Annotated in this window: 17 protein-coding genes and 2 pseudogenes; 12 read left to right on the top strand and 7 right to left on the bottom strand. The window is 60.4% G+C overall.

All coding sequences use genetic code 11. The features are described from left to right. Nucleotides 1–107 precede the first annotated feature (107 nt). Nucleotides 108–2,492 carry a TonB-dependent receptor gene (locus tag ACODSN_RS07490; protein ID WP_489054312.1) on the top strand — a complete coding sequence of 795 codons (2,385 nt, stop codon included), beginning with the start codon at nucleotides 108–110 and terminating at the stop codon, nucleotides 2,490–2,492. 161 nt (nucleotides 2,493–2,653) lie between these two features. After that, complete coding sequence (locus ACODSN_RS07485; RefSeq protein ID WP_489054311.1) at nucleotides 2,654–3,742, top strand: LLM class flavin-dependent oxidoreductase; 1,089 nt, start codon at nucleotides 2,654–2,656, stop codon at nucleotides 3,740–3,742. Between the two features lie 107 nt (nucleotides 3,743–3,849). On the opposite strand, the pseudogene ACODSN_RS07480 reads toward ACODSN_RS07485, so the two are convergent. The 3 genes and pseudogenes from ACODSN_RS07480 to ACODSN_RS07470 all read right to left on the bottom strand — a co-directional run. Then, nucleotides 3,850–5,442, bottom strand: a pseudogene (locus tag ACODSN_RS07480) (FdhF/YdeP family oxidoreductase); the annotation flags it as partial. 75 nt (nucleotides 5,443–5,517) lie between these two features. Continuing rightward, nucleotides 5,518–5,766 (bottom strand): hypothetical protein, encoded by a 249-nt coding sequence (locus ACODSN_RS07475; protein ID WP_489054309.1) that lies wholly within the window; start codon nucleotides 5,764–5,766, stop codon nucleotides 5,518–5,520. A gap of 16 nt (nucleotides 5,767–5,782) precedes the next feature. Beyond that, a pseudogene (locus ACODSN_RS07470) lies at nucleotides 5,783–6,033 on the bottom strand (transposase); the annotation flags it as partial. 235 nt (nucleotides 6,034–6,268) lie between these two features. On the opposite strand from ACODSN_RS07470, the gene ACODSN_RS07465 reads away from it, so the two are divergent. From ACODSN_RS07465 to ACODSN_RS07455, 3 genes are all read left to right on the top strand, one after another. Next, nucleotides 6,269–7,099 (top strand): 23S rRNA (adenine(2030)-N(6))-methyltransferase RlmJ, encoded by an 831-nt coding sequence (locus ACODSN_RS07465; RefSeq protein WP_489054308.1) that lies wholly within the window; start codon nucleotides 6,269–6,271, stop codon nucleotides 7,097–7,099. Nucleotides 7,100–7,234: 135 nt separating this feature from the next. Then, complete coding sequence (locus tag ACODSN_RS07460) at nucleotides 7,235–7,555, top strand: hypothetical protein (protein WP_489054306.1); 321 nt, start codon at nucleotides 7,235–7,237, stop codon at nucleotides 7,553–7,555. A gap of 640 nt (nucleotides 7,556–8,195) precedes the next feature. Then, entirely contained in the window at nucleotides 8,196–9,881 is a 1,686-nt protein-coding gene (locus ACODSN_RS07455; protein ID WP_489054305.1) for a carboxylesterase/lipase family protein, read from the top strand. 66 nt (nucleotides 9,882–9,947) lie between these two features. Here ACODSN_RS07455 and ACODSN_RS07450 read toward each other — a convergent pair whose 3' ends face one another. The 3 genes from ACODSN_RS07450 to ACODSN_RS07440 form a co-directional block, all read right to left on the bottom strand. Then, nucleotides 9,948–12,107: a beta-glucosidase family protein gene (locus ACODSN_RS07450; RefSeq protein WP_489054304.1), complete on the bottom strand. Its 2,160-nt coding sequence runs from the start codon at nucleotides 12,105–12,107 to the stop codon at nucleotides 9,948–9,950. A gap of 12 nt (nucleotides 12,108–12,119) precedes the next feature. After that, complete coding sequence (locus tag ACODSN_RS07445; RefSeq protein WP_489054302.1) at nucleotides 12,120–13,391, bottom strand: sugar MFS transporter; 1,272 nt, start codon at nucleotides 13,389–13,391, stop codon at nucleotides 12,120–12,122. A gap of 94 nt (nucleotides 13,392–13,485) precedes the next feature. Beyond that, a complete protein-coding gene (locus ACODSN_RS07440; protein ID WP_489054301.1) occupies nucleotides 13,486–15,750 on the bottom strand; it encodes a TonB-dependent receptor in 2,265 nt (754 codons plus the stop codon). Nucleotides 15,751–15,889: 139 nt separating this feature from the next. Here ACODSN_RS07440 and ACODSN_RS07435 point away from each other — a divergent pair, with 139 nt between their 5' ends. Together ACODSN_RS07435 and ACODSN_RS07430 are read left to right on the top strand one after the other, a co-directional pair. After that, complete coding sequence (locus ACODSN_RS07435) at nucleotides 15,890–16,882, top strand: LacI family DNA-binding transcriptional regulator (protein WP_489054300.1); 993 nt, start codon at nucleotides 15,890–15,892, stop codon at nucleotides 16,880–16,882. 810 nt (nucleotides 16,883–17,692) lie between these two features. Next, the gene (locus ACODSN_RS07430; protein WP_489054298.1) at nucleotides 17,693–18,664 is read left to right on the top strand and encodes a diguanylate cyclase; all 972 of its coding nucleotides are present in this window, start codon (nucleotides 17,693–17,695) and stop codon (nucleotides 18,662–18,664) included. A gap of 144 nt (nucleotides 18,665–18,808) precedes the next feature. On the opposite strand, the gene ACODSN_RS07425 is transcribed toward ACODSN_RS07430, so the two are convergent. Next, a complete protein-coding gene (locus ACODSN_RS07425; protein ID WP_489054296.1) occupies nucleotides 18,809–19,417 on the bottom strand; it encodes a TetR/AcrR family transcriptional regulator in 609 nt (202 codons plus the stop codon). Between the two features lie 180 nt (nucleotides 19,418–19,597). On the opposite strand from ACODSN_RS07425, the gene ACODSN_RS07420 reads away from it, so the two are divergent. From ACODSN_RS07420 to ACODSN_RS07400, 5 genes are all read left to right on the top strand, one after another. Continuing rightward, complete coding sequence (locus tag ACODSN_RS07420; protein WP_489054294.1) at nucleotides 19,598–21,100, top strand: phosphotransferase family protein; 1,503 nt, start codon at nucleotides 19,598–19,600, stop codon at nucleotides 21,098–21,100. Nucleotides 21,101–21,148: 48 nt separating this feature from the next. Further along, entirely contained in the window at nucleotides 21,149–22,261 is a 1,113-nt protein-coding gene (locus ACODSN_RS07415; protein WP_489054292.1) for an Rv3169 family protein, read from the top strand. An 80-nt stretch (nucleotides 22,262–22,341) separates the two neighbouring features. Beyond that, nucleotides 22,342–22,911, top strand: a complete 570-nt coding sequence (locus ACODSN_RS07410; protein WP_489054291.1) for a cytochrome c oxidase subunit 3 — start codon at nucleotides 22,342–22,344, stop codon at nucleotides 22,909–22,911. Next, entirely contained in the window at nucleotides 22,908–23,174 is a 267-nt protein-coding gene (locus ACODSN_RS07405; protein ID WP_489054289.1) for a cytochrome C oxidase subunit IV family protein, read from the top strand. Before ACODSN_RS07410 ends, ACODSN_RS07405 begins: the two co-directional genes overlap by 4 nt. A gap of 64 nt (nucleotides 23,175–23,238) precedes the next feature. Further along, complete coding sequence (locus ACODSN_RS07400) at nucleotides 23,239–23,943, top strand: hypothetical protein (RefSeq protein ID WP_489054288.1); 705 nt, start codon at nucleotides 23,239–23,241, stop codon at nucleotides 23,941–23,943. The last annotated feature ends 432 nt before the right edge of the window (nucleotides 23,944–24,375 follow it).

Raw genomic sequence — 24,375 nt, 5'->3', positions numbered from 1 at the left:
TCAACCTAATCCTGCATTATAAGCGCTCAATGATATGAGCGATGTGTGTCGCTCGACAACGCACAAGAAAACTAAAAAAGACCATTGAATTAAAAGGAGGAGAGGGGATGAATAAGTGGATACTTCTGACCGGGGCTGCAGCGTTCTGCGTCATCGGAGGCGGCTCGGTTTCCTTCGCAGCCGATCAGCCTGCGGGTATAGTGCCGCCATCGGCTGACGCTGAAGCGCGCGACGTTTCGCAGGATATTATCGTGACGGCACGCCGGAAGGCTGAGTCCGACATGGCCGTTCCTGTCATGGTAACAGCGATCAGCGGAGATACGCTGGCAAATCAAGGGGCTGTCGATATTTACAAGATCAGCCAGCTTGTCCCCCAACTTGAGATCAGCCAAGGCCCATCGGTTACAGGCGGCGTGCTGGCTCTTCGAGGTATCAGCAGTGGTATAACAAATTCTTCGGATCAGGCGGTCTCTATCAATATCGATGGCGTGCAGGTTTCCAATGCCGTCGCGCTTCGCATAGGGCAGTTCGATTTGGCCCGAGTCGAAGTGCTGAAAGGACCGCAGGCATTGTTCTTCGGGAAAAATAGTCCGGCGGGCGTCATCTCCTTTATTTCGGAAAGCCCCGGCACAGAGTTGAATGGGTACGTCAGGACATTCTATGAACTGACAGCGGATGAATGGAGAACCGAAGGCGCCATAGGTGGGCCGGTTACCGATAGTCTTGGTATCCGCCTGGCCGGATATTATGACAATATGGAAGGTTATTTCCGCAATCCTTTGCCGCGGGATTATGCTCCGGGCGTTGTATTCGGCCCTCGATCAAAGCGCACTCCCAATCGTGAAGAATGGGGCGGGCGTGCAACAATCGCATTCAAGCCAGACGACAACTTTTCGGCAGTCCTCAAAATGGCGATAGCCAATGTATCCGGGACCTCTTCCTTCAATGAATTCCAGAGGATATCCTGTCCAACCGGAGGTATGGCCGGGCCGGAGTTCCTCCCAGGGCAGAATAATTTCGACTGCACCCTGAACCGCACGGTGAATCCTTTAGGCACCGTTTCGCCAGCCGTCGCTGCCCTCGATCCCGTGTTCAAGGGCGAGGACTATGACAAGACCCGGCAATATCTCGGTAGCCTGAATGTCGAGTATAAATTTTCTGATCTGACGCTGACTTCCATCTCGGGATTCTACAAGAGCAATTACCGCGGTCTTAATCTCAATTCAGGCCCGGTCTCCAATGTCGTCCTGCATTTGCCCATCGACCGCCGCGATCTGTCTCAGGAATTGCGGCTGGCGAGCAGCTTCAGCGGGCCGCTGAACTTTACGCTCGGTGCCTATTTCCAGGACGCGCATCTGGACTACCGACCCAGCGCCTATCGCGGTGCCGGCGCGCCCGGCGCCGCTATCGGACGCTTCGATAATAATTGGTATTCGCTCAGGGGTACGACCAAGTCCGGCTTCCTCCAGCTGGCCTATGCGATTACTGACCAGATCGAATTGTCGGGAGGCGTCCGCTACACCAACGAGCGCAAGCGGGAGCGAGTATATTCCAAGTTTACGGGCGCGGACCGGACATTCTTTTTCACGCCGAGCGAGATCGAGTCTAACGACTGGTCTCCTGAAATCAGCTTGAATTACAGGCCCACGCAAGACATTACATTCTTCGGGTCGTACAGAAAAGGATTCAAGTCCGGTGGATTTGCAACTCCCACCGTCGCAGTAACGACAACCCCGTCGGTCAATGCGTTCCGGCCGGAATATACCAAAGGCGGCGAAGTCGGAATGAAGTTGCGGCTGTTTGATAGGTCACTACGAATCAACGCCGCAGCCTATACCTACAATGTCAGTGATCTTCAGGTGTCGTCGGTCAATCCGACGTCGGGGACGATCACAACGCAGAATGCTGCGGCCGCAAGAGTTCGGGGCGTTGAAGCCGATTTTACCTTCAATCCGCACGGTATTGATGGTCTGACGATCACGGGCGCGATCGCTTACAACCAGGCAAGGTACAAGAATTTCATCGCGACTTGCTATGGTGGTCAAACCATTGTGCAAGGGTGCAATCAGGTCCCGATTTCGGGTCGCTTCACTTCGCAAAACTTGGCCGGTGGTCCCCTTTCCTTTGCGCCGGATTGGTCCGGCAACTTGAGCGCCAATTATGTGTTTCCATTGGGGAGTGAGTTCAAGGCTGGATTGGGCGGCGGCGTAAGATTCAACAGCACTTATTATGCCGCAGGCGATTTGTCGCCTGAGTCCGTATCCAGGTCTGTTCAGTTCCTCGATCTTCAGGCTCGTATCATGGATGCAGCGGACAAGTGGGAGCTTGCTGTGATCGGACGCAATCTCACGGATAAACTTCGTCCGACACTGGCTTTCGATACGGCGTTTACTGGTACGACATCAGGCTTTGCGACTGGGACGCGTGCTGATGTCGGCGCGTTTGCCAATCGGCCTCGTGAGGTGATCCTCCAGTTTACTTACAAGTTCTGAGCAGTCTGGCCATGCGGCACCGGCACCGGCACCGGCACCGGCACCGGCTCTGTCGCATGGCCAATTTGCCTAGACTGACGTTGTCACCGGACCTCCTCGGGATATCCGTACTTAACAAATCCTGAGCGCTGTTTCCGCTTAACAAAGCCAATGAGGGCATAATGGCCAAAATTGAATTCTGGACCAATCTCACAGCGAAGGAGCCCCGTTCAGGGGCACAAGAGGCGGCCCGACTGGAGGCTGATGGCTGGGACGGTGTTGCGATGGTGGATTCACAATGCATGTTCCCCGATGTGTGGACATATCTCACTCTTTGCGCTCAGGCGACCTCGCGAGTGAAGCTCGCGACGGGCGTGACGAATTCCATTACCCGTCATCCTTCCGTGACCGCGTCGGCTGCTTCGTCCTTGCAGTTGATTTCGGGAGGCCGCGCCGTGCTCGGCGTCGGGCGCGGCGATTCCGCTCTTGCCTATATCGGCGCATCGCCAATGCCGATCGCTCAGTTCGAACATCATCTGGCGATCCTGCAGCAATATCTTCGTGGCGAAGACGTTCCTATGGACGTGGCGAGTTCCTTGGTGCCGGGAGCGCGGATTGGCTTTGCCAATCTGGCAATTGGCACGGGTCCTAGCGGCAGCAGGATCAAGTGGCTTTCCGATTTCGACATGCCAAAAGTGCCGCTCGAAGCTTTCGCGACAGGTCCTAAAGCGATTGAGGCAGCGGCGCGAACAGCCGATTCTGTGATTCTAGGTCTCGCAGCCGAACCGAATCGCATTGGTTGGGGGATCGACATCGCCAAAAAGGCGGCCGCGGCTCACGACCGGATGCCCGACGCCTTGAAAATCGGAGCATATGTCTGCGTGGTTCCGCATTCTGACGTCACTGTCGCTCGCAGGCTTGCGGCCGCTACCGTTGCCACCATGGCCCGATTTTCCGTAATGAACAGGCGCGTGATTGGCCCGGCAACGGACTGCCAGACTGAAGTCATGCTAAAACTGGCTGAAGTGTATAATATGAACACGCATGGGAAAGGCGGCGCTCAAATAGACGTGCTTAATGCCGATTTCATTGATCAGTTCGGCATTGTCGGCCCGGTGGAGCACTGCATCCGGCGGATCCGTAAATTAGGGGAACTTGGTGTAGACCGGCTGATGCTGTTCTTGCCTCTTTCCAACGATCCCGAAATAGAGACGTCATACAGGCTGCTGGCTAGAGAGGTGCTACCCGCTGCCAGAGAGGCTGGCAGCTGACTTCGTGCCGCACCCGGTTATGCGGGCGCGGCCGGATTTCCGGCGCAAGCGCAAGGCGAAGGATCACGCCTGCCTTCGTTCGGTGGCTGCCGACCTCCAATATCTGTCTGTTCGTCCAGCTCGGTGCGCCCGAGACAGGGCAGCACGATGGTCTCCTTCGCCAGCAACAGACAGGTGCGATTGAACTTCGTCAGGATATTGACCGACAGATCGAGCTTGCGGAAGGCCTCGAAACAGGCTTTCGGATCGGGCATGGCGACAGCGAGATTGCCGCCCAGCGAGATGCAGACCTTCGACCGCCCCTCCCGCATGGCCAGCAGGGACTCTACCGCCGCATGACCATGGGCGCGCGGGCTGGTGATGCCGAAGCGGGCATCGAGCCGCGCCAGCATCGTCTCACCGGGAATTTCCGTGATCCCCACCGTGCGGTCGCCCTGCACATTGCTATGGCCGCGTAGCGGACAGATGCCCGCGCCAGGCTTGCCCATATTGCCGCGCAGGAGAAGAAGGTTGGCGAGCTGCTGCACATTGGCTGTGCCATTTTCATGCTGCGTAACGCCCATGCCGTAGCACAAGATCACGCGCTCGGCCTTCCAATAGGTCTCCGCCATGCCCTCCATCGCGTCGCGCGAAAGGCCGGAGCGGCGGACGATCTCGTCCCAGCCGGTCGCAGCTATGTCCGCGCGCAAGTCCTCAATGCCCAGCGTATGCTCGGCGATGAACGCGTGATCGAGCAGGCCCGCACCACCTGCCGCCAGATCGGCCGCATCGCCCTCGAACAGCGCCTTCATCATGCCCTTCAACATCGCACTGTCACCGCCGACGCGGACCTGATGATAGGCGGAGGCGAGCTGTGTGGAGCTGGGCGATAGCATCTCGGTCGGATGCTGCGGCGACTTGAACCGTTCGAGGCCGCGTTCCTTGATCGGATTGGCGACGACAATAGGCGTACCACGGCGCGCGGCCGCGCTCAGCGTCGTGAGCATGCGGGGATGGTTGGTGCCGGGATTGTGCCCGATGCAGAAGATGGCGTCCGCCTGCTCGAAATCATCCAGCGTCACCGTGCCCTTGCCGATGCCGATTGACTTGGGCAGCCCCACGCTGGTGCCCTCATGGCACATGTTGGAGCAATCGGGGAAGTTGTTGGTGCCATAGGTCCGCGCCATCAGCTGATAGAGGAACGCCGCCTCATTCGACGCCCGGCCAGAACAGTAGAACTCGGCCTGATTGGGATCGTCCAGCGCATTGAGGCCCGCGCCGATGCGAGCAAAGGCCTCGTTCCAGCTGATCGCCACGAAATGATCACTGTCGGAATCGTAGCGTAGCGGATGGGTCAGGCGACCCGCATCCTCCAACTGATGATCGCTCCATTCCCATAGCGCGGTGGCGCTGTGCCGGGCGAAGAAATTCGCATCGGCCCGCTTGGCCGTCGCCTCCCATGTGACGGCCTTCGCACCATTTTCGCAGAATTCGAAGGAGGATGTCCTGACAGGATCGGGCCACGCGCATCCGGGACAGTCGAAACCCGTCGGCTGGTTCATCTTGAGGAGGGCGCGCATATCGGTGGAGGCGCCCATCTGGTCGCGCACGGCCAGCGCGACAGCTTTCAGCGCACCCCAGCCACCGGCGGGGCCATCATATGGCTCTACGCCAGCGACAGGATCATGCCCCGTGGCTGGATCCAGGCCGTTGTCGCTCATGCCTTTCTCCTCCAGATGGCCCTTCATACGTGTTTCGGCTGCCCCCATCAAATCGAGAGATGCTATGCCTGATAGTCAATGACTATCAAAAGCGCCGAAATGCTCTGGCAGCTTCAACGCCCGTGCGGCAGCGAGGACGGCCTGTGTGACTGCCGACGGGACGCTGTGGTCCGGCAGGACAAGCCCGATCCGCGCTGCAGGCAGAACAGGATCTATGGGGATGGCCTGTGTCGATGGTGGCAACAGCTTCTGATAACTTTTGGGAAGAATCGCTGCATATCGCCCCGTCGAGACGATGGCGATTAGGGCGTCGAGGCTGTCCACCGTGAGGCTTTCGCTAAAAATCCCGCTCTATCAGCAACTGCCCGATCTTCGCGTGCAGCTTGTCCACCTCGGCGTCGCTGGCCGCCCTGGCCGCTTCGCCCCCACCGGAAAACGTGCTTGCCATATCCTCAATCGCTTGGCGCTTCCACGCCGCGATCATCGCGTGGTGGACGCCGTGCTTGGCAGCCAGCTCCGCCAGCGTCAGATCACCTCCAACGCCACCTTCACCTTGAAATCCGCGCAGTAGCACTTCCTCCTCGTTTTCATTCCCGTACCCGTCCGTCAGGTGGGGAGTAGCTTAACACCCTGTCCAGATTTCCGGCCCACCTCACAACGGCAGCAAGGGGTCGTATCATTTACGCCCCGACTCTATGCGAGCACCGGATTGGTTGCTTCGCCTCGCGCTCGGTTTCCGCCCCCAGCAATACCGACGCGGCCATAGCTTGGCTTTGCAGAAGGTCCAGCAGCTCGTAGAGGCAGATCGTCAGGATTTTGAATCGCAATGAATTATCGCCATTCCTTCCATGCCGGCAACAGCGCCGATGTCGTAAAGCACAGCCTCCTGATCGCCCTGGTGCGGGCCTTGCAGCACAAGCAGGGCGCGCTGACTCTGATCGACACCCATGCCGGCTGCGGGCTGTACGACCTTGGCGGCGACGAAGCCCAACGGACCGGCGAGGCCACGCAGGGCGTGCTGCGCGCCTTTGCTGACCCGAATCCCTTGCTGGACGACTACCGAGCCGCGGTGCAGGCGGTGAATATGGGTGGCGAACCGCACCTTTACCCCGGCTCGCCGCAGATTCTTGCGCAGCTTTTGCGCCCTCAGGATTTCCTGATCCTGAACGAAAAGCACCCGGAAGACGCTTATACCCTGCGCGGCGTGATGCGGGGCAGCAGCGCGGCCGTGCATGAACGCGACGCCTACGAACTTTGGCTGGCTATGGTGCCGCCCCGCACCGCGCGTGGCGTGGTGGTGGTCGACCCGCCCTATGAGCAGACGGACGAACGCGCGCGCATCACCGCCACCCTTGCCGCCGCTCACCGCAAATGGGCGCATGGCGTGACGGTGATCTGGTTCCCACTGAAAGACCGCGCCACACATTGGCAGTGGAAGGAGCAGTTACGCAAGCTTCGCATCCCGAAATTGCTGCGGGTGGAGCATTGGCTGTACGACAGCGAACAACCCGGAATCTATAACGGCGCGGGACTCTATATCGTCAATCCGCCCTACGCTTTCACGCAGACACTGCCGCCACTGTTGGAAGCTTTGCGCGCGGCGCTGGCGCCCGACGGGCATAAGGGCGAGATTATATGCGATTGGCTGGGCGATTAAGACAAACCTTCATCCCACGCTTCTCCCAGAGCGGAATTGCCGCGTTTAAGGTTGCAAACGCATTGACTGACGGCGTCGAGAAAACCCTGCGATATCATGGATGGAGTACCGCTGCTGACATGCTAAGGGTATGACATGTTTCAAGCACCCGGCCGCAGCGGCACTGTCGAGATCGACGGTTTCAAATATGATTGGGAACTCCTGAGCGAGCCTCAATTGTCTTCCTCCGATGGCTGGAAGGGAATGACGGTTTCCCTCCGTCAGAGAGATATGCCGCGCGAAGCCGTGCTGGAATTTCCGCCACCCAAGCGCCTGATGAGAGGATTGCCGAAAGGACGTTTGCACATCAACGATGCGATTGCTTCGCGAGGGGTCCGGGCAGCATTGTCGGCAGGATGGGATCCTGCGTCGCGAGGCAAATCCACGGTTTTCATGGTTGATGCCAACGGCGACTAAGGGGGCGTAAATCGTGCCCCAGCCGTCGCAGCTATTAAAGGGATCGGTGGGCATCATGCCATGCGCCCGCTCATGCACCCCGGAAGCGGTCGGTTCGCATCTGAGAGACGAAATCTCGGCGTCGAACGTCTGCAAAGGGTCGGATCGGGTTAGGTTCCAGTTTCGCAGATTACGTGGCTTTGGCCGATAAATTTATCGTGATTGGTTTATATAATATCGATTATGTTCGGTAAAGACGAGCTGACAAAAGCCGTTCGTGCGCAGGTCGCCCGACTTGGGGACTCTCTTGCATTGCAGGAGGGCGACGGCGCAGGCGATGCTCATGGCCACTGAGGCCCGTCCCTGGCCCCTGATAATGAATTTCGGCTCGAAGCTCGAATCGCGCTTGAAACCGATGGCCCGCGAGCAGGACTCGACTGGCTGCCTCGAGACGCCTGATGACCCAGAAACGCTTCGGCTGATCGCACCACGCATCTCGGCGAACATACAGAAGACGAGTTGGTTGACGAAATGGGCGACGCAGTGCGCCTCGTGCCTGCGCTGATGCTGGGCGATCCTCGTCAGTCAACGTTGACAAACCGTCGGCCAGAATGGCACTGCAACGCGGCAACAGGCAGTGAAAGTCAGGGAGGGATTTCAGGTGAATATCCGCAGCAGCATGTTCGTGCCCGTTTCCCTGTTGGCGCTGGCAACGGCAGGCGCACCCGTTGCCTTTGCCGCCGATCGGCCGGCCTCGCCGGTTGACGAGACGATGACCGACGTTCACCGCGCCGGACCGCTCGCATCCAAGCCTCCGACCGCCGTGACTGACGCCGGCCGTGTGCGCGGCGTCGCGCAGGGCGAGGTGATCGCCTATCGCGGCATTCCCTTTGCCGCTCCGCCGGTCGGCGACCTGCGCTGGCGTGCGCCCCGGCCCGCCGTCAAGTGGAGCGGCGTACGGGACGCCAGGGAATATGGCCATGACTGCATGCAGAAGCCGTTCGACAGTGACGCCGCGCCGCTCGGCACGACGCCGTCGGAGGATTGCCTGGTGCTGAACATATGGCGGCCCGCTCAGGCTTCGGCCCGCCCGTTGCCGGTGATGGTCTGGATCTACGGCGGCGGATTCGTCAACGGCGGCTCATCGCCCGCCGTTTATGCCGGTGATCGTTTCGCGCGGCGCGGCGTGCTTGTGGTAAGCTTCAACTACCGTCTGGGCCGCTTCGGCTTTTTTGCTCATCCGGCCCTGAGCCGCGAGCATCCCGAGGAACCCAAGGGCAATTATGCCTTGATGGACCAGATCGCCGCGCTGAAATGGGTCAAGGCCAATATCGCGGCCTTTGGCGGCGATCCGGCTAATGTCACCCTGTTCGGGGAGTCGGCGGGAGGGTTTTCGGTCAACGCACTCATGGCCGCGCCCGACGCGCAGGGGCTGTTCCACAAGGCGATCGTCGAGTCCGGCGGCGGCCGCGACGCACGGACCAAGCCGCGCCCCCTGCGCGGTGATGGGCCAGACCGCCCCTCCGCCGAAACATTGGGGCTTTCCTTTGCACGTCGGCAAGGCATCGAGAGTGAGGGTGCCGCCGCGCTCGCCAGACTCCGCGCGCTGCCCGCCGATCAGGTGATCGACGGCCTGAACCTCGCCAGCCTGTTCGCGGCCTCTGGCAGTTCCGCCGGCTCCGGGGATTTCGCGGGTCCTATCCAGGACGGCAAGATCATCGTCACATCGCCCGAGACCGACTATCGTGCCGGGACGATCGCCCGGGTTCCGGTGATCGTGGGCGCCAACAGCGCCGACATCGGTTTCAGCCGCGCCAGCACCATCGATGAGGCGATCGCCCCCCTCGGAGGCGACCGGGCGGCAGCGCGTGCGGCCTATGATCCCGACCACAGCGGGGATGCGGTGCTGGTGGGCACGCGGGTCGCCATGGACGCGACCATGATCGAGCCGGCCCGCTTTGTCGCCGCCTCGGTCGCAGCGGTCGGCCAGGCCGCCTATATGTATCGCTTTTCCTACGTCGCCCAGGCCCTGCGCGACGAGTGGAAGACCGGCGCGCCCCATGCGACCGAAATCCCCTATGTGTTCGACACCGTTTCGGCCAAATACGGGCCGGCGTTGACCGCTCAGGACGAGGCGGTAGCGCAGGCCATGAACGCTTATTGGGTGAATTTCGCCAAAAACGGAGATCCGAACGGTCCGGGCCTGCCGGCATGGCCGCGCTACGAGGCCGGGACAAAGAAGCTGCTGGATTTTGGCGCCGGGGGGACCCCTAAGGGAGGGTCGGATCCCTGGCGGGTGCGGCTAGATCTGACGGAGGCGGCGGCGGACGAGCGCGCCGCGCACTGATCCGCCGGTCGCGGCTGGCGGTGTTGGTGGGGTTCGCCGCTTGACGTCACCCCGCCCGCACCGCCGTCAATCTTTCCATTGTTTGGCGGGCAGTCGAATGGTGATGGGTTTGCCGAGTTTCGCTGCGTTTTCGCCGAGCGCGAAGCTGTAACTGCCGCCCGCTATCGACCAGCCGCCATCCTTCCAGTCGGCCAGCAGGCGATTGTCGACGTCGATCGTCACCTGACGGCGCTCGCCCGGTTGCAGCGCCACTTTTTGGAAGCCGGCGAGCCGTTGGAGCTTTTCGCCATTGCGCTCGATCAGATAGAGCTGCGGCACATCCGCCCCGGCGCGGTCGCCGGCATTGCGGACCGTAAAGCGCAGCCGCACCGACGCGCCCGCCCTGGCCGACAAAGGCCCGTGGGAAAAGCTGGTGTAGCTCAGACCATGGCCAAAGGAGAAGAGCGGCATCTGGCCCGACTTGGCAAAGGCGCGATACCCGACATCCGCGCCCTCGTCATAAGCAACCTTGACCGGCGTGCGATCCGGCAGGCCAAGCCCCGGCAGCGCGACGCGCGGATATTGATCGATCGAGGCGGGATAGGTGATCGGCAGGCGGCCCGAGGGATTGATTTTGCCGGTGAGAATATCGGCGATCGCCTGCCCCCCTTCCTGCCCCGGATACCAGGCCTGCAACACGGCTTTGGCCTTATCGAGCCAGGGCATCGTCACGGGATTGCCCGTTTCGAGCACAACCACCATATTGGGGTTGGCTTCGGCCAGCGCCGCGATCAGGTGATCCTGCCCCTGCGGCAAGGCGAGCGAACCGGAATCGATGCCCTCGCCTGCCCACTTGGTCGCAAAAACGATCACCATATCGGCCCTGGCGGCATAGGCGGCCGTCGCTTCTGGGGAATAGCCGTCCTGGAATTGGAATTTGGCTTTGGGCAGCGCCTCGCTCAAGGCCTTAAGCGGCGAGCCGGGCATGTAGAACTGGCGGCTGAATAATGCCATCGGCCCGTCGACGCTTTGGTCGATAATGCGCGGCGCGCCATTGGAAGGCGTGACCTGGCTGGACCCTCCGCCTGACAACACGCCAAAATCAGCGTTCCCGCCAACCACCAATATGTTTCGAGCCGTCGCGGCGAGCGGCAATATACCGTCATTCTTGAGCAGGACGATGCCGCCGCGCGCTGCATCGAGCGCGACCTGCGCATGCGACTTGTAATCGATCGGCTGTGGCTCATAGGCGCTGGTAATGCCGACCGCGAACAGGCTGCGCAGGATGCGACGCACCGCGTCGGAAATACGGCTTCTGGGCACCTCCCCGCTGGCGACGAGATCGGCGAGCGGCTGGCCGAACCAATGCTGCTTGTCGAGTTGATACCCCATCTGCTGATCGAGGCCGGCCTTGATATAGGAGACGTCATCGACCGCGCCCCAGTCCGACATGACCCAGCCCTTATACTTCCATTCATCCTTCAGCACGTGGTTCAGCAGATGGTCGTTGTCACACGCCTTTTGCCCATTGACCAGATTATAGGCGCACATCGCCGCCCCCGGTCGACCGATCTCGATACCGATCTGGAAGCCCAGCAGTTCGCTTTCCCGCAGCGCGCTTTCCGCGATCACCGAATCCGCCGTATGACGCAGGGTTTCCTGTCCATTGAGCGCAAAATGCTTGATGGTCGACACCACGCCCTGCGACTGGGTGCCGCGGATGGCGTGACCGACGAGCGTTCCGGCAAGCAAGGGGTCTTCACCCAGATATTCGAAATTGCGGCCGTTGCGCGGATCGCGCGCAAGGTTCATCCCGCCGCCGAGCAGGATGTTGAACCCCTTGGCGCGGGCCTCAGCACCGACGGTCGCGCCGATGCGTTCGGCCATCGCGGGATCGAACGATGATGCCAGCGACAGGCCCGACGGCATCGCTGTGGCGACATCATCTTTGCGCAACTGGGCAGGGTTGGCGACGCCGAGGCTCGCGTCGGTCGCAAGCTGGGACGGTATGCCCAGACGCGCGATCCCAGGCACATATCCCGCCGTCGCGGGCACACCCTTCGGCACATCTGCTTCAAGCCCCGGAAACGAAATCGGCATGATGCCGGACAACAGGCTGATCCGTTCGGCGTCGGTCATCTGCGCTTCGATCCGCGCGGCTTTTACGTCGGCATTCTCCTGTCCGCTTTGCGCCATCAGCGGCTGCGACGCGAGGAGACTCGACAAGGTAAGCAAGACAGCGCGCATGAATGTCCTTTCTCAGGCGGGATTGCGGGCCGACCAGCCGTAAACCGCGATCAGCAGGTAGCAGGCGGCGGGAATGGCGAGTGCCGCCGCCAGCGATGTGGCATCGGCGACCGCGCCAGTCAGCAGGGGAATCAGCGCGCCACCGACGATGGCCATGCAGAGCAGGCCGGAACCCTGTGGCGTCTGCTCCTCCAGACCTTCGATTCCCAGACTGAAGATCGTCGGAAACATGATCGCGTTCATCAGGCCGACGGCCAGGATCGCATAGCCGGCGACCGCGCCCGCGCTCAGCGCCGACAGGGCGATCAGCATGACCGCGCCGATACAGACGGCTCCCAGGACCAGACCGGGCCTGAAGCGCCGAAGCAGCACGGCGCCGACAAAGCGGCCCACCATCGCGCCCCCCCAGTAGAGAGCGATCATGGTTCCAGCCATTTGCTCGCTCAGCCCCATCACGCGGTCCTGCGTAAGATAGTTGACGAGCATCGACCCGATCGCGACTTCCGCCCCGACATAGAGAAAGAGCGCCGCCACGCCCCCCGCCAGCCGCTTGCGCCGCAGCAGGGCGAACGAACCGGCCAGACTTGCCGATGCGCCCAGTCCGCCGGTGATCGCGGAACGCCGCAGGAAGAAGAACAGCGCCACGGCCAGCAGTATCACGGCAATGGCGATATAGGCGTGGCCGATGACCGCTGACTCTTTGGCCAGGAAAATGGCGCGTTCCACGGGCGCAAGGCTGGCGGGGTCCACCTTGCTCATCGAGCCGAGGATGATCAGCGCGCCGACGGGCGGAAATATCGTGGTGCCGAGCGAATTGAACGCCTGCGCCAGCGTCAGCCGGCTATGCGATGTCGACGGATCGCCCAGATTGGCGATCAGCGGGTTGGCGCCGACCTGCAGGATCGTGATTCCGGCGGCCAATACGAACAGCGCTGCGAGGAACGAGGAGTAAATCCCCGACGACGAAGCGGGGACGAACATCAGGCAACCAACGGCCATGGTCGCAAGCCCGATGACGATACCCTTGATATACCCGATCCGCGCGATCAGCGCGCCGGCGGGGATCGAAACGATGAAATAGGCCATGAAGAAGGCGAACTGGCTCAGCATCGCTTCGGTATATGAAAGCGAGAACAGGCCCTTGAGCTTCGGGATCAGAATGTCGTTGAGGCTGGTCAGCCCGCCCCAGATGAAAAAGAGCGCGACGACCGCCGCAACCAGCGCGCGAGACGCGGGAGCCTGGCTGGAGCTTGACTGACCATATCCCGGAATCAATGTCGTCACCGCTTTCTCTCTTCCATGTTGAGTCAGACGGGGCGGACCGCGATCCATGTGGATCGTGGGCCACCCCGGTTCCGACATGAGGGATCGAACGGTATCAGAATTTCACGCCGGCGCGCGCGCCATAAGTGCGCGGATCGGAAATCTGGGAAAAACCAAAGAAGCCGTTGGTTGCCGTCGAAAGAACGATATTATTCTCGAGATTCTTCGCGAAGCCCTGGACATACCAGCGGTCACCGGGCGCGTTGTACGATATGAGCACATCCGTCTTGGTATAGCCGGGAACGCGGAACTGGGTTTGCGTTCCGAGCGCGGCGAGTTTAAAGTCGTCCGAAACGCGCGTGCGCACGCCCGCCTGGATATTGGCGCCGTTAGCGAGTTCGAAGCTGTGCGTGTAACCGGCGGTGACCACGACAGACGGTGAGCGGTCGAGCTTTCTGCCGGCGAAATTAACCGTCGGCGTGAGCTGGTAGTCATCATAGCGCGCATTGAGCCACGCCATCGAGAAGTCGACCTTGCTCGATGGCGCTGGGGTAATCACGCCTTCAAGCTCCACGCCATCGACCTTTGCGGCCGCCGCGTTGGAAATGCGCGTGCATGGGCCTGCGCCGCAGGTTGCAATCTGATTGAGCTGGATATTCTTGTAGTCATAATGAAAGGCCGAGGCGTTAAGCCGCACAGCGTTGTCCAGGAACCGCGTCTTGATGCCCGCTTCATAAGAGGTCAGCGTTTCCGGCTCGTAGTAAAGCTCGCTGGCGAGGAGGCCGCAGGTTGGGCCTGTGCCGGTAGCGCAGCCGTCATTAAATCCGCCGGCCTTGTACCCGGTAGAGACGACACCGTAGAGCAAGGTGCGATCATTGAGATCGAAATCCGCGCCGAGACGCCAGGTCACCTTGGAAAAAGATGCGGCGGCGATATTGGGCGTCGCTGAATCGCCGGGCTGATCGCATGCGACGGTGCCGCAAACTACCGTAGCGCCATCACGCGACTTCTTGTCGTGCGAATAGCGAATGCCCGCTGTCAGGCGGAAATTGCTGGCGACTGCGTAGGTGGCCTGTCCGAACCCGGCCCATGATTCGGCGATTGTCGGATCCTGAGGAAAGCCATATACATAGCCTGGCGTGCCTGGAGTGGGCGAAAGCACGCCAAAGTAAAGCGCGCTGATGCTCGACCGTTCCTTGAAATAATAGAGTCCCGCCTGCGCCTTGAGCGGACCATCGCCGACGGAGAAACGAATTTCCTGGCTGTTCTGCCAATAGTCTCCAACAACATTGTTACGTATGGCACCTCCGAAGCTCAATAGAGATGCACCGTTTTCACGACGCTTGAATTCCCGATAGGAGCCGAGATAGTTGAGCGTGACCGGCCCCAGATTATAGCTGAAGTCCGCCATGACGCCCCAGGTCGAATTGTCGGCATTGAGAGGGGTGTTCACAGGCGCGTTGATCGTACGCAGTTGATCGGCGGTTTTGCTGGTCCCGTTGTAGATCGGCTCGACGCCCGGCGTCTCGAAAGTCCGATAGAAATTGCCCGTCGGGAGGAAGTTGAACGGGTTGCCCTTGATCGACGAATAATCGCCGCGGATCAGCAATTCGCCGTCGCCCAGGTCAAACAGGGCGGAAAGGCGGCCCGATAGATTTTTCTTGAACGGATCGAGCGGCGTCGTGAAGGCCGGTCCCCGGACCAGATAGCTGTCGCGACGGTCGTAATTGGCCGTGGCCCGGATTGCGACGGCGTCGCTTACAGGGATGTTGAGCACACCCGTAATCTGCCGCGTATCGAAATTGCCATAGGATGCATCGAGCGAGCCGCTGAACTTGCCCAGCTCCGGCTTGTTGGTGATGACGTTGACGAGGCCGGCGGTCGTATTGCGGCCAAAAAGCGTGCCTTGAGGCCCCCGGAGCACTTCGACGCGCTGGAGGTCGAAGAAACTTACCTCCTGCGCCTGGGGACGCGCGATATAAATCCCGTCGACCATGAATGCGGCGGACGGATCGCCTTTTTCAGTATTGTCCGAACTGGTCACGCCGCGGATGGTGATCTGCAGGCCATTGTTGCGATCGATCGACAGGTTGGGGACCTGCTCGGCCAGCGTCGTGGGGTTGGTGACACCCGCCGCCGTCAGCGCTGCTCCGCTGACCGCCGTCAGCGCGACCGGGGTTTTGGAAGCCAGTGTTTCGTTGCGGGTCGCGGTGACGATAATCTCCCCTTCGGGAACATCCGCAGTTCCGCCCGCCTGGGCCAAGGCGCCGGACGGAATAGAAAGCCCGGCGACCAACGCGATTATGGACACCCGAAAGCAATGACTGGTCATGCGTAAAACTCCCCTCCTGATGTGCAGAGACCATTCGCCCGGCCCCATTTATCCGGGATCGTAATCATCGATGCCAACGTTGGCAAGAGGAATTGGCCACGTTGACAATTGGTTCGGATAGTCTGAAAATTCTCCCAGGAGAGCATTGGGCCGTATGAGCAGGGACACAAAACCGACATTGCATGACGTGGGCGCGCTTGCGGGTGTTGCGGCGCGGACGGTTTCACGCGTTATCAATGGCGAGCCGGGCGTTTCGGCCGAGACGAAGGAGAAGGTTCACAAGGCTATCGAGCAGCTGAAGTTTCGCCCGAATTTGGCGGCCAGAGCCTTGCGAAGCGACCGGTCTTTTCTGGTCGCCATCCTGAACAACAATCCTTCGCCGCATTATGTGGCCGATGTCGTGCTCGGCGTTTCGAGAGTCTGCCGGCAAACGGGCACCTTCCTCACGCTTGAGGAATTCGCGCCCGAAGACACCGATATCGCCAAAAGCATAGAGGAACTGGTCGACAGCGTCGGCCTTGCGGGGGCAATCCTTCTCCCGCCACTGACCGATGATGCCGCCCTTCTCGATCTCCTTGAAGCGCGCGGGATACCCATGGTGCGCATGTCGCCGGCCAGTGACGCCGCAAGAACGGATGCCGTATTCGCCCGTGACGGAGACGGGGTACGACAATTGGTCGAGCATCTCTATCAGCTAGGGCATCGCAGGTTCGCCATTATCGGTGGACCGCCCAGCCATAGCTCCTCGCACATTCGGATGGCCGCGTTCAAAGAGGCACTGACAGCTCATGGCATCAGCCCGGCCGCAGTCATCTTCGAGCAAGGCGATTACACCTATGATTCGGGTGCGGAGGCGACGAGGCGGATATTGCACCCGTCCGCAGAGCCTCGGCCTTCCGTCATTTGCGCCGCCAATGACGAGATGGCGGCCGGCGTGATCGGTGTCCTTGGCGCCAACGGCATAGCTGTACCGTCTGACATCGCGGTGACGGGTTTCGATGACAGCGAGATCGCCCGCATGATCTGGCCAACTTTGACCACAGTCAGGCAATCGATCGTGGAACAGGCGACCTCGGCCGCGCATCTGCTGCTCGACCGGAGCAGCGTGAAGGACGGCCCGCAACGCATCGAACAGGATGTGGAACTCGTCGTCCGCAAAAGCACCCCTCGGGACATATGAGGGGCGTCGCGGCGGACAGCTCCTTCACGCCGGTGAGGCAGCGCACCGGCACGGTGCCTGACTATGTGTTTGATGGTGCGCTCCTTCGAGGGAATGGAAGGAAGCCATGTGGGACAGGTACGTCACGGGAGCTCCACGACCACGCACGCCGTCCGAGCAGCAATACAGCGATCGCAAGCTTCGCTCGCGACGCTGAGCCTGGAACTGTGGATCCATGCCGAGCATCAGCGACAATGTAAGGGTCGCGGGCGACCTCTGCATGTACGGACAGACCTTCCTGCTCTCGCCGACTGCCACGGGCTCGGCGGCATTCCGTAGAGATGTCGGGCTTCTACGCCGACACAATTCGCAAGGCGCTTGGCATATGCGGGTGACCTTCGATACGGCGGGCGTTGGGGTAAATTGGAGGCTAAACGGCGAATTTGGTTCGTTGCGCGACCGGCGGTTCACTCTGCTGAAACGAGACCGACTGTTCATTAGCGTCGTGGCGCGATTCGTCGAATACGAGCGACCGCGCAGGGTCGTTTGTGGGCCGCCCGGTTTTCGGATTGAGATCGCGGATTGCTGACCAATTTACATAGTTGGTGGGTCACTCTGGCGTCAGATGAACATAGCTCGGTAGGGATGCTAGCGATAATTGGGCGCAGGCCCGAGGTTGGCAGGCAGGTGCCCTATATCCAGAATCAAGGATGATGAATTTTGAGGTAATTTCTGAAGCATTCTTCGGCAGAACCGTCTCCGGCATTTCCTGCCGCCGCACACTGTTTTTTAAGCATCTCGGCCTAGGCTGCTCCATTTAAGGATTGGGCTGTGACGTTCTTCAGCGATTTTCTTCGGCGGATTCCTTCTCGTGCGTCTGCCCAGCCGATTGATGAATCCGTGTATCGCGTGCTTGCCGAGCAGGCGTCCGATGTTCTCGCCCACTTTGGACCCGACGGGATGGTAACATACATATCGCCCTCGGTGGAGCGCATGCTGGGCTACAAGCCGGAACAGGTGGTCGGCACTGACATGGTGTGGCTCGTTCCCGATGAGGACAGACCTGCGCTTGCCCAAGCGTTAGCGCATCATCGGAGCGGGCAAACGGTGCGGCTCCGTCACCAGACGCGTCTGTTGTGCGCTGATGGCACTTCCATCTGGGTCGAGGGTAACTCCGTTCTCTCCGAGGACGGGACGGGATCGACTATCCTCGTCCTGCGCGACATCACTGATCTTAAACATGTGGAGGAGAAATTAGCCGTACTTGCCCTGGAGGACGGTCTGACAGGGCTGGCAAATAGGCGATCATTCGACCAGACGCTCGATCTCGAATGGCGCAAGGCCGTGCGCGATATGTCTCAGCTTTCATTGCTGCTTCTGGATCTGGACAATTTTAAGCTGTTTAACGACGAATATGGACATCAGGCAGGCGATGATTGCCTGCGCAGCGTGGCGGCTGCTACCCGTTCCGTGCTTACCCGACCCGATGACCTGGCCTGCCGCTACGGCGGCGAAGAGTTCGCCGTCATTTTGAGCGGAACGAACGCGGATGGAGCGACGGAAGTTGCCCGCCGGATCGGACATGCGATCGAGGCTTTGCAGATACCACATCTTGGAAACTCCGCCGCGCCAGTCGTGACCGCGAGCATTGGAATTGCCACTGCCCTTGCTCGCGTGGGAGGTACGATGCGGATGCCGGAAGGGCTTTTACAAGCCGCCGATCACGCCCTCTATCGGGCTAAAAGCGAGGGGCGCAACCGCTTCTCCAAATCCCTAGTATTTGCGCCCGGTGTAGAGAATTAAACGTACACCGTGAGGTCGGACTCGCTGGCTAAGACGTAGCAGGACAACGGTGAGGCCATTGGTGGTCCAGCTTCAATTGGATAGTTTCGTGACTACCTCGGCTAACGGCACATTTCTCGACCCGGCTGTGCGCGCCTGAACGTCTTAGATGGCCAGCGCTCCTCGAAGGGCGTGCTTTAGCGTCGCGGCGAGAAGGCGATGGTCGCTGGCCGGACGAATGCACATCTGGACGGCCAGGCCACGCGCCATCACCAGCAGGGTTTCCACACGCTCGTCGATTTCCTGCCGCGTAAGGTCTTGCAACAGCGGTTCGATGATCGTCCGAAAGGCGACACGGATGCGGTCGTCCACGCGCGACAACAAGTCGAGAAATTTCGGATTGTGGCCAGCTTCCGCAATGATGTCCAACGTCAGCGCCGTCCGATCATGACTGTAGAGCGACATGATCTGGTTGGTCAGCGATTCAATGGTCGTAGCTTTGTCGTGGGATACATGATCCCCCAGTTTCGTGATCCCCAGCATGAAATCTTCGAAATCGCGCTCGCAAAGCGCAATCATGATTGCTTCTTTGGTATCGAAATACTGATAAATGTGCCCGCCGCTCATCGACGCCTGGGCAGCGATCCGGCTCAAACTCGCCGCGTGGAAGCCATCGACGCGAACGCAGGCGCGGGCAGCATCGAGTATCTGGGTCTGACGCTGCGCGCGGTTTTCCAGTCGCTTGGTCGGCCGATTTGTTTTCGTCATCGTCATCTTCTCCAGCCGCTTAGCAAGGGCGCACGGCATTTCCTAGCCGTCAGCGCGCTCGCCGTAAACTCGAATGGTCAACCATTCTTCGTTGACTGCTGGGGGGATGGCTGATATCAGCGGCCATCGTTTCCGCACAATTAGCGGACGCAAAAAATAACTCCCGCCTGGAGAGAGCCGAAACTTATGACGATGCGGCAGAACGCGATCAATCCGCACAAGCGGCGTCTGTTCGACGCCTTGGCAAACGCGGCAGGACGCATGGCGAGCCGTTTCGCCATCCCGGAGTCCGACATGGATCGGATGTCGGTGGCAACGGTTGCGGGCGAATTGCTCCGCCGCGATAATCCGGCCCAACTTGTCGACCTCTATGCTTCGGGTTACGCATTGGCGGCGCATATGGCGGCGTTGATCGAGCGCCAGACGGCGGATGCGGACGCACTTGAGAGGTTCCGTCAACTGGCGCCGACCATCGATGTAGCGAGCGACTATGTCGAGGCGCAGGATAGCCTTCTCGCACTGAAGTCGGTCCTGTCGTCGCTGGTGGCCGGTTCAGCCTATCCGGCGGACCCGGGCGGCGAGATGAAGGGCATCGTCACGTCGCTGTGCCGCTGGGAGGAACAGGTCCTCAAGCTTCCTTCCGCCGAACAAGCGGCAGTCGGGCAGCAGCGGGACTTCAGGCAGAGCCTGGAAACATCGGCGCGCGCACAAGGTGGCGCATTTGCGCAAGCGCGGGTGGTGGAGTTCACCAGCCTGATCGGCGGCTTTTCCAATCTAACGACGCTGTTCACGCTTGCAGATGACAAGGGGGGGCGCTGGGACCTCGTCGCGCGGGCCAGCACCGGCCTTCCGCTCGGCATCGAAGGGCGTACGATCGACGGTGAATATTTCCTGCTCCGCTATCTGCATCGCCACGGCGCGGCGGTAGCGGAGCCGATCTGGCTTGAGCGCGACATCGAAAAATATGACGCCCCGTTTCTCGTGATGCGCAAGCTGGAAGGGGAGAATTTCGGCACGGTCGTCGAAGCGCAGCGGCTCAACCCGGCGCAGCTTCGCGCGCTGGCGACGCAACTCGCGACGATCCACGCCATTCCGCTCGACGGATCGGACCCGGATTTGCGGCAAAGCCTTGTCGATGCGGACCTGGTGGGCGCTTCGACGAGCGAAGCGATGGACGCCTATCTCGACCGCTGGATCAGATTGTGGCGATCGACCGGGCTTTCGTCGCCGACGATCGAAGCGACGCTGCACTGGCTGCGCGCCAATCTCCCCCAGGCCGCAGAGCCGCCGGTGCTCGTCCACGGAGACTATGCGCTGCACAACATCATGATGCAGGGCGAAGATATTAGCGGTGTCCTGGACTGGGAATTATCGCATCTGGGCGGTCGCGCCGAAGATCTCGCGGGATTATGCGCCACATTCTCGAGCGAGGATGACGTCAGTCAGTTCATGGTCGATTATGTCGAGGCAGGCGGGAAGCCGGTGACGGAATTCCAGATCAAATACTGCAACGTTTTCCGGTTTTTCATCATGTATGTGGTCATGTCGGAATCCGACCTGCGCTTTTATTCGCTGCCCCAGGCCTATCCCGAGCTACTGGTGCTGGGGTCCTTCGTCCAGTTGCCGGCGCAGCGCATGGCGCAGGCAATCGAGGAAGCGGAACAGGCCAAAGCGCGCGCATGCGCGTGACGGGCCTCCGCCATGGCGTGAAAAAATCTTTTATTCTGGAAGGATAGCATGATGGCTCTGACGAAATTCGACGATTATTTCATTCATCAGACCGGCGATACGATCGATACCGTCGCCAACAAGAGCGAAAGCTTCATGGATCGCTGCTGGTTCGGCTGCCACGGGCAGGATGGGCGAACCTACATCGCTGCGGGCCTTGGCACCTATCCCAATGTCAGCGGCCACGGCGTCATCGATGGTTCTTTCTGCGTCATTCGTGATGGGGTGCAGTATAATTTCCGCGCGTCGCGCCATATCTCGCACGAGAGCAACGAAACGGATCGCAACAACAGTTATGTCGGGCCGCTGTCGGTCGAGATCATCGAGCCGATGAAGCGGCAGCGCTTTTCGCTCGGGGAAAATCCGCATGGCATTTCCGGCTCGATCGACTTCACCGCCCGCGTCGCGCCGTTCCTCTACAACAAGCTCGACGTGCCCAGCCATCCGATGACCCATTTCACGCAGATGGGCTATTTCGACGGGTCGATCACGATCGAAGGCGAGACTATCGAACTCAAGCGCTATGTCGGCGTGCGCGATCGCACCTGGGGCGTTCGCGGCAAGGGGCTGATGCGCCATGTCGAGGCCTATTTCTGGATCATGGGCCATTTCGACGATTGCGTCCTGAACTTCACCTTTTTCCACGTGCCCGTGGATGGCAATGATTATCAGCTGGAAGACGGCGCGATCATGTATGATGACGGCCGCGTGGTCCGGCTCGTCAAGGCGCGGCACAATTTCCATTTCGACGAGGATACGACGGCACAGGGCAGCACGCGCTTGTGGAGCCAGGCCGAATGGGAATTCACCGACGAGCATGGCAAGATCTGGACGCTGGAGGCCAAGGCTATTCACGCGCCCTTCTACAATGCGGGGCAAGGCTATGACGATCGCCATGGCCTGGATCGCGGGCCGCTGTTGGTGGAAGGCGAAACGTGGGATTTCAACCGCAACAGCACGCTTCAGTCGCTCAGGCGCCCTGGTGACGACGACCGCTGGCATTTCGACATTCAGGATCGTCTGGCCAACTTGACCCTGAACGGCCAGAAGGGCGTCGGTCTGGTCAACAATGTCTGTGGTCCGCGCGAAGGCTGGCAATATAATCCCACGCTGGCCGGCTGAGACAATTGTCACCCGATGCAGGCGATGAGCGCCTGCATCGGGTGATGCTGGCTCATGCTGATCGGGCGGGGAGTTGCGGGATGACCAATAGAGCAGGGCGGATACCCGGCGAGGGCGGCATCTGGGCGCTGATCGCCGGCGATATGCTGTTCTTCACCCTGTTTTTCGTTGTTTTCGCCAAAGCGGCAGGAGAGCAGCCGGCGCAATTCGCGGCGGGGCATAGCCTGCTGGATGCGGGCCTTGGGCTGGTCAACACCTTACTGTTGTTGACGAGCAGCCTCCTCGTCGCGCTTGGCGTGGAGCGTGCGAAGCGATCCGGCCGACCGGCCCGCACGCCCATCCGCCTCGCCATGCTGTGCGGGGCCGGGTTTGTGATCGTCAAGATCGTAGAATATAGCGCCAAGATCGCGCAGGGCATCACGCCGCTATCGGGCGATTTCTTCGTCTATTATTTCGCCTTCACCGGCATCCACCTGTTCCATGTATTGCTGGGCCTGGCGGCGCTGGGCTGGGCGCAATCGCAGCTTGCCTCGACCCCGCTCGCCGACGACCGCATAGCGCTGATCGAAAGCGCCGCCCTGTTCTGGCATCTCGTCGATCTGCTGTGGATTATTCTGTTCGCACTTTTTTACGTGCTGGAACCGCTATGATCGACAAAGGGGAGGGCCGGCTCGTTTTGTGGTGGGCGGTGCTCGTCGCCGCCACGCTCGCCTCGGTCGAAACGCGAGGCGCGTCGGGGAGCAGCGCGAAAGCGATCGCCATGGCCGTGCTGATTATCGCCTTTGCAAAGGCGTGGATCGTGATCCTGCAGTTCATGGATGTGCGCTCCGGCCCGACCCTGCTCAAACTGGCGCTGGGAAGCTGGACTATGGCCGTCTGCGCCGGGCTGATCGGACTATGGGCTTTTCGATAAATGGTGGCACAAAGGCGGTATCGGCCGCCCGCCAAGCAATAAGACAGGCATCGGGGAGTATATCATGACCACGCAGCGCGCCCAGTCGATCATTCTGTGGTCGTCCATCATCGCCGTTTCGCTATGGGGCTTCGGCTATATCTGGCTGATGGGACTGTTTCCGCTGCCCGACGCGACACTGGGCGCGCAAGAGGTCGCCTCCTTCTACGCGGCCAATGCGCTCAAGATCAAGATCGGCGCGATGATCTGCTCATGGACGGGCGCCTGGCAGGTGCCCTTTGCGGTCGTGTTGTTCGTGCAGATGGCGCGGCTGGAAAAAGGCGTGCCGGTCTGGTCGATCCTGCAACTTGCGACAGGCGCCATGTCCTCGCTCTTTCTGGTTCTGCCGCCTCTTTTTTGGGGCGTCGCCGCATTCAGCGCCGATCGCGCCCCGGAACTGACCCTGCTCATGCACGAGCTGGCCAACCTGACCTTCGTCACGACGCCGCAGTTCGGGCTGTTCCAGTTCACCGCCATCGCGATCGTCATCCTGACGCAAAGGACGGATGTGGACTCCGCTTTCCCGCGCTGGAGCGGCTATCTGACGATCTGGACGATGTTCGCCTTTGAACTGGGCGCGTTCGGCTTCCTGACCAAGGTTGGCCCCTTTTCATGGAACGGCCTGTTCGTCCTGTGGGTGCCGGTGTGCGTGTTCAGCGTCTGGTTCGGCACCATGTCGCTCCTCCTGCTCCGCGCGCTCAAACGCCAGAGTACGGCCGTCGACGCCTGACGGTGCGGCTAGACGAGGGCGACGCGCTCGTGCCATTGATCCCGCCGTTTGCGAATGACCATGCCACATTGTTTTGAAGGACTATAGTTGAAGGGCGTCCGAGCAAATTAAGGCTGGTCCATAATGGATATTATCGCCCCAGGTCGAATACTTGCTTAGCCAAGAATAACAGTCTGATTGACGGAACCACTCCAAAGATCTCAATTGAATATTAATCTAAATCAATATTTATTCGCGTGCGCGCAAATCTATAAGCGATCGTAGGTCGGGAGGGCGCAGGGAATGGGGAGGGGGTACGCTCGGCAGCGCCATAGCAGTGCAACGCGACGGTGGCTGCGACGCCGTGGTCGGTAGCTTCACCGCATCGGCCATCGCAACGGTGTCATATGGACCAGTTCATCCCTATATTGGCCTAATGCGTATGACTGCCCT

This window comes from Sphingobium sp. FG11, from assembly GCF_057809915.1.
Note: the sequence above shows the minus strand (reverse complement) of the source record. Positions and strands in the feature narration are given on the sequence as shown.

Coding starts and splice junctions, on each gene's coding strand:
- ACODSN_RS07490 (WP_489054312.1), top strand. CDS start 108: ATGAATAAGTGGATACTTCTGACCGGGGCTGCAGCGTTCTGCGTCATC.
- ACODSN_RS07485 (WP_489054311.1), top strand. CDS start 2,654: ATGGCCAAAATTGAATTCTGGACCAATCTCACAGCGAAGGAGCCCCGT.
- ACODSN_RS07465 (WP_489054308.1), top strand. CDS start 6,269: ATGAATTATCGCCATTCCTTCCATGCCGGCAACAGCGCCGATGTCGTA.
- ACODSN_RS07460 (WP_489054306.1), top strand. CDS start 7,235: ATGTTTCAAGCACCCGGCCGCAGCGGCACTGTCGAGATCGACGGTTTC.
- ACODSN_RS07450 (WP_489054304.1), bottom strand. CDS start 12,107: ATGCGCGCTGTCTTGCTTACCTTGTCGAGTCTCCTCGCGTCGCAGCCG.
- ACODSN_RS07440 (WP_489054301.1), bottom strand. CDS start 15,750: ATGGGGCCGGGCGAATGGTCTCTGCACATCAGGAGGGGAGTTTTACGC.
- ACODSN_RS07425 (WP_489054296.1), bottom strand. CDS start 19,417: ATGACGATGACGAAAACAAATCGGCCGACCAAGCGACTGGAAAACCGC.
- ACODSN_RS07420 (WP_489054294.1), top strand. CDS start 19,598: ATGACGATGCGGCAGAACGCGATCAATCCGCACAAGCGGCGTCTGTTC.
- ACODSN_RS07415 (WP_489054292.1), top strand. CDS start 21,149: ATGATGGCTCTGACGAAATTCGACGATTATTTCATTCATCAGACCGGC.
- ACODSN_RS07410 (WP_489054291.1), top strand. CDS start 22,342: ATGACCAATAGAGCAGGGCGGATACCCGGCGAGGGCGGCATCTGGGCG.
- ACODSN_RS07405 (WP_489054289.1), top strand. CDS start 22,908: ATGATCGACAAAGGGGAGGGCCGGCTCGTTTTGTGGTGGGCGGTGCTC.
- ACODSN_RS07400 (WP_489054288.1), top strand. CDS start 23,239: ATGACCACGCAGCGCGCCCAGTCGATCATTCTGTGGTCGTCCATCATC.